Raw genomic sequence first — 5058 nt, 5'->3', positions numbered from 1 at the left:
GGTCTACACCACGCCAACCATCACCGAATTGTCGGCCGCCAACATGCCGGGCGTCTATTCGCTGCTGATGGACGAGGATACGACCATCGCGTCTACGTCGGACGCCGAAGAGTATTGCGTTCACATCACCCAGGCGAGCATGGCGCCGGTCAACCGTGTTATCGAGCTTTTCCGCCGCGACACCACCACGGGGCGCACCGCAACTGTCGACGCGAATGGGCGCGTTGACGTTTCTGCTATTCAAGGCACCAGCCAGACGGCCCGAGACATCGGCGCCAGCGTCCTGCTGTCATCTGGCACCGGCACCGGCCAGGTGAGCCTCACGGCCGGCGTAGTGTCGGCGAACGCTACCCAGATCTCAGGCGCCGCGGTGAACACTGCAAGCGCTCAGCTCGGCGTCAACGTCGTGAATGCAGGCGGAACAGCATGGAACTCGGGCGCGATCACGGCCAACACCTTTGCGGCCGGTGCGATCACCGCGGCGAAGTTCGCGGCAAACGCCCTCGATGCCGTGTGGTCGAACGCGACGCGCGTGCTGACCGCCGGCACCAACATCGTGCTTGCGAAGGGAACCGGGATCACCGGCTTCAACGACCTGGACGCGTCTGGCGTACGCGGTGCTGTTGGTATGGCAGCGGCCAATCTCGACACTCAGCTGGCGGCGCTGTCGGGCAACCATACCACCATCAACGCCAACATCCTGGCGGTGGATACGAAGCTCGGCGCACCGGCCGGCGCTTCCGTTTCGGCTGACATCGCAGCGGTCAAGGCCGACACGGGCGCGATCAAGCCCAAGACCGATAACCTGCCGGCCGCCCCGGCCGCTGTCAGCGACGTTCCGACCGCAAACGCCAACGCTGACGCGCTGCTCGACAAGGCGGCCGGCATCGAGGGCGGCTTGACGGTTCGGCAAGGCCTCAGGCTCTTCGCATCGGCTCTGCTCGGCAAGGCAAATGGCCTCGGCACTACGATCGCCAAGTTCCGCGACACGAACGACACCAAGGATCGGATCACGGCCACAGTGGATGCGGCCGGCAACAGGTCTTCGGTCACGCTGGACGCAAGCTGATGTTCGGGGATCGCTACTTCGGCGCCCGCTACTTCGGCAATCGATACTTCGGGCCGAGCGGTGCCGGGGCGCAGTGGGCTCCGGAGATCGACGACGGCCACGACGGCAAGCCAAGCAACCGTTGGGAAGAACAGCGCCAGCAGCGCGACAAGCTGCGCGAGACGATCGCCCGGGCGAAGCGCAAGGCCAATGGCGAGCCCGAGCCGTTCGAACTGGAAGAACTGCCCGTCGTCGAGTTACCGGCCGAGATCCAGCCGCCCAAGCCCGACTATGCCGGCATGATCGCCGCGTTGATGCGGGATGCGCAGCAGGCGGCAGAGATAGCAGTCGCGAACGAAGACGAGGACGAGCTGACGGCAATCCTGTTGCTGGCGGCATGAACGCACGAAAGGACCGGAACCATGCCTGTCAGTGCAGATGAACTATGCCGGGGCGGCATGTCCTACCCGGCCGCGATCGAGGTGGCGCGGCAGATGAATGCCGGCGTTTCCAATGGCAATGTCGGCCGGCTGATGGCGGTCGGGATACCAGGCGAACAGGCCAAGGAACTCGCCAAGCAGATCAATGCCGGTGCTTTCGATGCGCATAAGTTGGCCCTTACCAACGTCAACCCGGCCTTGGCCGCTCTGCTGAAGCGCACCAGCGGAATCTGATCCCGTGGGCGTTCCCGTCGTCATAGTCCCGTCTGGCGGCCTTCCGGTGACGGTTGCCAGCAACGGCCTCGGCACGCCGATGGAAGTGGCGGCGAACGGCTATGGCATCCCCGTATCGTTCGTGAGCAGCGGAGGCCTGCCGGTCTTCGGCATCACCGATGATCCGTTCACGCTCTTCACCCACGTCGTCGATTTCGCCACGCCGGCCACAATCGGCGATGTGGCGATGCTGTACACAAACAACTCGAACGACGGTCGGCCCTTCCGCGAGCAAACCAACTTCACCGCTTGCTTCGTCGAGAATGCGGCCGGCCTGCTGGTTTCGGTCCCGTCCAGCGCTGTTCGCCGTTCCGATAGGGGGTATTGGAGCTACCCGCGCGGCACCAACCGCTGCCTATGGAATTGCGACATTCCGGGCGGTATCTCGGCCGGCGTATGGGTCTCATCCGGCGGTGGCGTCACGGCGTTTAAGGACCAGACTGGCGGCGACAACACGGCCAACTCGGCGTCTCGACTCGTGTCAGGCGGCGCCAACGCTCGTCTCACCCAGTCGGTGACCTTGGCGCAAACCAACCTTCTTTTCCAGATGCGTGCCAGGCGCCTTGTCGGCACCGGCAAAGTGAACTTCACGCTGGATAACTGGACGACCAAGACCGATGTTACATCGCTGCTCGGCTCAACGTCATGGGGCTTGCCCTTTGCCGCCCAGGACACGGTCACCAACCCGCAATTTGGAGTGGAGTTCGAAGCGAGCGGAGACCAGATCGCGGTGGAATTCGGCGATGTGTGGTCGACGCTTGTTTCTGGGTCGCAGGTCTCGCGCAAGCCGCAGCGTTATTACGCTCGCCAGACCACGGCGGCAGCGAACATTGCGCAGAGCCGACCTGCGGCGATTTCGACCGATGCGGGTTCCTGGAATGGCACCGGTGGCAGCCGGTTCCTCACGCCTTACGCGCTCTACGCGGAAGTCTCCTCCGAAGGAAACGCTGGCTCCTGCGGCGTTGTTACAGGCATCACCGACACCTTCTGCACGATCCTTCCTGATGGTTCGGTGACGTTTGCACAGGGCGGCGGCATATCTGCGTCTGTCCCGGCCGGCACATTCGTATTCGGCCTTGGGACCGTCAATAAGATCGGCGCCCAGGTGAATGCTTCGGGACAGAAGCAACTCGCAGTCAATGGTGTCGTCTCTTCGGTCGCGACTGGCGGCACATTCCCGGCTTCGCTGGCCCACATCGACATCGCCACGAACGGCGTTGGTTCTCGATCCCTCTGGGGACCCATGAAGAAGATCGCGATCGAGCCGAACGTGTTTCTCACCACGGCCCAACTGCAGAAGTTGACGACATGACCTATTTGCGGTCCGCGTCGGCTCTGGCTTTTTGACAGATCTGGTTGAGTTGCTTGCGCAGAGACGTGCCCTCAAGCTGGTCGAGATCATAACCTTCACCCCTCAGCTTCGCCCGCACCTCCCTGAAGTCTGCGCAAAGGCCAGATTCGGCAAGTTCGAAAGCACGTTCAATGGTCGTTTTGTAGCGCTCCATGGCTAGCCGCCTCCGCATAGCAGTAACTAACGACCAGCCTTTTCGACCGTTCCAACCAGTGAGAACACCCATGTCCCTCTATTCGTGGATCGACATTGGCGATGGCCGGCAGGTGTATCGCAAGATCGAGACCGCTAAGCCCAAGCGCTCGCATCTGCCGGCGCCTATGGTCAATTCGGACACCATGTCCGAAGTGCAGTCGATGCTGGACGGCAAGATGTACACCTCGAAATCGGCACTGCGCGCGACCTATCGCGCGGCCGGCGTCGAGGAAGTCGGCAACGATCCGGCGCGCTTCCGACGTCGCGAGCGCCCAAAGGTCGACCGCAAGTCAATCAAGGACACGGTACAGAAGGCGAAAGCCCGGTTCGACCGCGGCGAGCGGGTGGCTCAATGATCCCGCGCAACCAGGCAGCGCTCAATGCGATCGAGGAAGCTTTCAAGAGCAGCCGGCTCGACATCGGCCGCCAGGCCATCCTTTGCGTTTCCATGATCGAAGGCATCTTGGGCGTGTCGGCATCGAGCGCGACCCGCGCGAAGATGGAAGAGAAATTGCTGCACGGCATAACGCCCGTGCACATCAGACAGGCGCTTGAACTGCTGCGCCAGGACCCCGCGTAAACCGCAATCCCTCAGACGGAGCAATCCACCATGGAAGACCTGAACGGAGGCGCTCCCGCGCCCGCCGAACCCCCCGCTGCTGCCAACATTCCGGAGCCGGTCGAGACGCCAAATCCGATCAGCACCGATCCCAAGACCGTAGAGGCGCCGAAGGATGAGAAGAAAGCGCCCAGCACGCGCGAAGCGCTTAAGGCAGCGGCTGAAAAGGTCAACGAAAAGGCCAAGGCCGAAAAGGACGAGGCTGACAAGAAACCCCCGCCTGTCCAGTCACAGCCCAAGCCGGCAGATAAACCGGCCGATAAGAACAACATGCCCGATCCTAAGCCTGCGAAGGGCCAGGAACAGAACACCGCGCAGCAAGCGGCGAAACCGGCAGAGCAGCCAAAGCCCGAGCCAGCCAAGCCCACGACCAGCCACGCGGAAGCTCCGTCGCGGTTCAAGAGCGATGCCGCCGCTATGGCCGAATGGGAGAAGGCACCCGAGCCGGTCAAGGCAGCGATTCACCGCACGGTTCGCGAGCTTGAGGCCGGCATTGAAAAGCATCGCGTCTCGGCTGAGGAATTCGAGAAGGTGCGCGACTTCGACGAACTGGCGAAGCGCAACAACACCACACTGCGCGATGCGATGACGCGCTACACCAATTTCGAGCGGGCGCTGCTCACCGATCCGATGCGCGGCCTCAACATGGTCTGCGATTACATTGGCGTTTCGCTTCGGGACGTCGCCGCGGCGATCATGGGTCAGAAGCCCGAGCAGGTGCAGACCCAGAACGACGCCACCATTCGCGAACTTCGGAACGAGATCGCCCAGCTGAAGCAGAACCTGGGCGGCGTCACCACGACATTGCAGCAGCAGCACGTCGCCAGCGTCGACGCGGACGTGCAGAAATTTGCGGCCGAGCATCCCCGCTTCGAAGAGCTAGCGGATGACATCGCGTTTTTTATCAAGTCCGGAAGGACCAAGGATTTGGCAGAGGCCTATTCGCTGGCGGACCGGCTCAACCCCGCTCCGGCCCCCGCAGCGGCCCCGGCCCCAGCAGCGCCTCAGACGCGCACTGTTCCAGACCCGCAGGCTCAGACCCTGAAGGGTTCCAAGTCCGTCACAGGCGCGCCGTCGGCCGGCTCAGACCCGGCAACGAAGCGGCCATCCACCTCAATCAAGGATTCTCTCC

At 62.9% G+C, this 5058-nt stretch carries 7 protein-coding genes and 1 pseudogene; 7 read left to right on the top strand and 1 reads right to left on the bottom strand.

Features of this window, described 5'->3' with window-relative positions:
- From EOA60_RS18205 to EOA60_RS18190, 4 genes are all read left to right on the top strand, one after another.
- Positions 1–1069, top strand: a 1069-nt coding sequence (locus tag EOA60_RS18205) for a hypothetical protein (RefSeq protein ID WP_164899385.1), incomplete at its 5' end; no start/stop codon positions are given.
- Positions 1069–1449, top strand: a complete 381-nt coding sequence (locus EOA60_RS18200; RefSeq protein ID WP_127335012.1) for a hypothetical protein — start codon at positions 1069–1071, stop codon at positions 1447–1449. The genes EOA60_RS18205 and EOA60_RS18200, both read left to right, overlap by 1 nt.
- Before the next feature lie 21 nt (positions 1450–1470).
- Entirely contained in the window at positions 1471–1722 is a 252-nt protein-coding gene (locus EOA60_RS18195; RefSeq protein ID WP_127335011.1) for a hypothetical protein, read from the top strand.
- A 46-nt stretch (positions 1723–1768) separates the two neighbouring features.
- Positions 1769–3073 carry a hypothetical protein gene (locus EOA60_RS18190; RefSeq protein ID WP_128311694.1) on the top strand — a complete coding sequence of 435 codons (1305 nt, stop codon included), beginning with the start codon at positions 1769–1771 and terminating at the stop codon, positions 3071–3073.
- Position 3074: 1 nt separating this feature from the next.
- On the opposite strand, the gene EOA60_RS18185 is transcribed toward EOA60_RS18190, so the two are convergent.
- The gene (locus tag EOA60_RS18185) at positions 3075–3266 is read right to left on the bottom strand and encodes a hypothetical protein (protein WP_127335009.1); all 192 of its coding nucleotides are present in this window, start codon (positions 3264–3266) and stop codon (positions 3075–3077) included.
- 70 nt (positions 3267–3336) lie between these two features.
- Here EOA60_RS18185 and EOA60_RS18180 point away from each other — a divergent pair, with 70 nt between their 5' ends.
- From EOA60_RS18180 to EOA60_RS18170, 3 genes and pseudogenes are all read left to right on the top strand, one after another.
- On the top strand, positions 3337–3663 hold the full coding sequence (locus EOA60_RS18180) for a hypothetical protein (RefSeq protein WP_127335008.1): 327 nt from the start codon (positions 3337–3339) through the stop codon (positions 3661–3663).
- A complete protein-coding gene (locus tag EOA60_RS18175; RefSeq protein ID WP_127335007.1) occupies positions 3660–3887 on the top strand; it encodes a hypothetical protein in 228 nt (75 codons plus the stop codon). The genes EOA60_RS18180 and EOA60_RS18175 overlap by 4 nt, the downstream gene beginning before the upstream one ends.
- Before the next feature lie 456 nt (positions 3888–4343).
- Positions 4344–5058, top strand: a pseudogene (locus EOA60_RS18170) (hypothetical protein); the annotation flags it as partial.

This window comes from Mesorhizobium sp. M1A.F.Ca.IN.020.06.1.1, assembly GCF_004023265.1.
GTDB lineage: Bacteria > Pseudomonadota > Alphaproteobacteria > Rhizobiales > Rhizobiaceae > Mesorhizobium.
Note: the sequence above shows the minus strand (reverse complement) of the source record. Positions and strands in the feature narration are given on the sequence as shown.